We start from the raw sequence: 1,803 nt of genomic DNA on the forward strand, positions 1-1,803 counted from the left end.
TGCGGCCTGTGATTTGTGTCATTGTGGGATTCCTGCTGAAAAACTGAGAAAGGATTACTGCTGATCTTCGACGTAAATACCGGCTGAGATAACGGCTCCGCCGATGCGGCGTTTACCGTAACCGATCGGTACCGGATAGCCCTGAGAAACGGTGTTGGTCGGTGCACCGAACGCATAGGACGGCTTATTTTCGCCCTGGTCTTTCATGGCGATCCCGTTTGGCTGCGGGGACAGCATCTGAATAATGCCACCCAATATCATGGATGCACCTGTCATGGCCATCCCTGTTTGCAGTGCTCCCCAGGCAGCCATTGATGCGCCGCCTGTCCAGAACGCAGCAGCCACCAGCACCGCTCCAAAAATAACCTGCAGCAATCCGCCGCTTTTGCTACCGATCACCACCGGCATAATCCGGATGACATCGTCAGTCACCGGAAAACCGAGGTCATCCACCCCGATATTTTTTTTCCCGCGAAATACCGCATAAGTTAAACCGCGCGATTTGCTGGTATTCAGGAACTGTTCAAAGCCCGGAATAGTGCAGCACAATGCACGGACAGCTTCTGACGTGGTGCAAACAAGCCGCTGGTGCGTTTTGCCGAACGTTTTGCCCAGCACGCCGCCCAGCTCTATTTTTGTCATTATTTCCTGTGACATATTTACCCCATAAAAAAACCCGCCGGTGCGGGTTATTAAATATTATTGGTAACCACAATTATCCTTTAAAAAATAGGGTATATGCCATGCAGTGTTATTCTGAATGATCGTAAATTGCGGCTTTGCTCCAACGTAGCCACCATACGAATTTTTCGCATTCAGCGTATAATCAACAATCCAACCGAAATTTACCTTGCTGTTGAATATGCACCAACCTTTCCTTGGTTCACTGAATGAATATACTGCTGACATAGGGTCTTTTAATTGCCCCTCCTGATACGCTTTCACCTTTGATTCGTATAATTCTTTGCTCGGTTTTTCACCGTAATCCGCATTTTGTACTTCAATATTTGTCGGTGGCGTAACACAACCAGATAAAAGTAATACAACAGTAACAGCCAGTATCTTCTTCATAATCTCACCAATTTATAAAATACACTGACAAGAATAACTATAACAAATTAACCAGTCATGAATATTTTATATCTTAGTATCATAACTGTGCGGTCGCGCCAATAACCGCCATATGGCACCCGCTGACTCAGGTGCCCATACAAATGATGAAGCAGCATATTATCAGCCAGCAGAATACCGGCATGATTGGCAACCGGAGCCTGTACCTGCATCACAATCATATCGTCGGGTTGCGGATCATCAACCTGAATAAATCCCGCCTCCCGCCAGTTATCGGTGTACCGGTTTTCGCCCTGCTCCCACCAATGATAATCCACCCGGTAATCCGGCAGTTCAATGCCACGCTCCTGCTTGAACCAACTCATTACCAGCCCCCAGCAGTCAGTAAACCCGAGCACAAAAGGTCGCCCAAGTAATGGCTGCTCACCGCGTGGCTGAACAGTCCGCAGATCCCCTTCCGGCCAGCTGACGATATACCACGGCACACCAAGGACATCACACTGTGCTTTATCCAGTTCTGACGGTTGAGTAGTGGCATCCGGGTGACTGTGCACAATACCGGTCACCGTGCCCCAATCCTCCGCAGCAGCGTAATCTTCCGGCGATAATACAAAATGCTCTTCCGGCGTGGCCGCGATATTACGGCAGGGAAAGTATTTCACCACACGGGATTTTTGCGCGATCACCCCGCAGCACTCGCGTGGGTATTCACGTTCTGCGTGTGCAAAAATA

Annotated in this window: 3 protein-coding genes; all 3 read right to left on the reverse strand. The window is 48.9% G+C overall.

Annotation, left to right across the window (positions count from 1 at the left end):
* Nucleotides 1-54: 54 nt before the first annotated feature.
* The 3 genes from HMPREF3119_RS14080 to HMPREF3119_RS14090 are packed head-to-tail and all read right to left on the reverse strand — an operon-like array spanning nucleotide 55 to nucleotide 1,802.
* The gene (locus HMPREF3119_RS14080) at nucleotides 55-657 is read right to left on the reverse strand and encodes a tail assembly protein (protein WP_070580062.1); all 603 of its coding nucleotides are present in this window, start codon (nucleotides 655-657) and stop codon (nucleotides 55-57) included.
* A 42-nt stretch (nucleotides 658-699) separates the two neighbouring features.
* The gene (locus HMPREF3119_RS14085) at nucleotides 700-1,071 is read right to left on the reverse strand and encodes an outer membrane protein assembly factor BamD (protein ID WP_024473737.1); all 372 of its coding nucleotides are present in this window, start codon (nucleotides 1,069-1,071) and stop codon (nucleotides 700-702) included.
* 47 nt (nucleotides 1,072-1,118) lie between these two features.
* The gene (locus tag HMPREF3119_RS14090; RefSeq protein ID WP_139144849.1) at nucleotides 1,119-1,802 is read right to left on the reverse strand and encodes a C40 family peptidase; all 684 of its coding nucleotides are present in this window, start codon (nucleotides 1,800-1,802) and stop codon (nucleotides 1,119-1,121) included.
* Nucleotide 1,803: the final 1 nt, after the last annotated feature.

The organism is Morganella sp. HMSC11D09 (assembly GCF_001807955.1).
Taxonomy (GTDB): Bacteria; Pseudomonadota; Gammaproteobacteria; order Enterobacterales; family Enterobacteriaceae; genus Morganella; species Morganella morganii.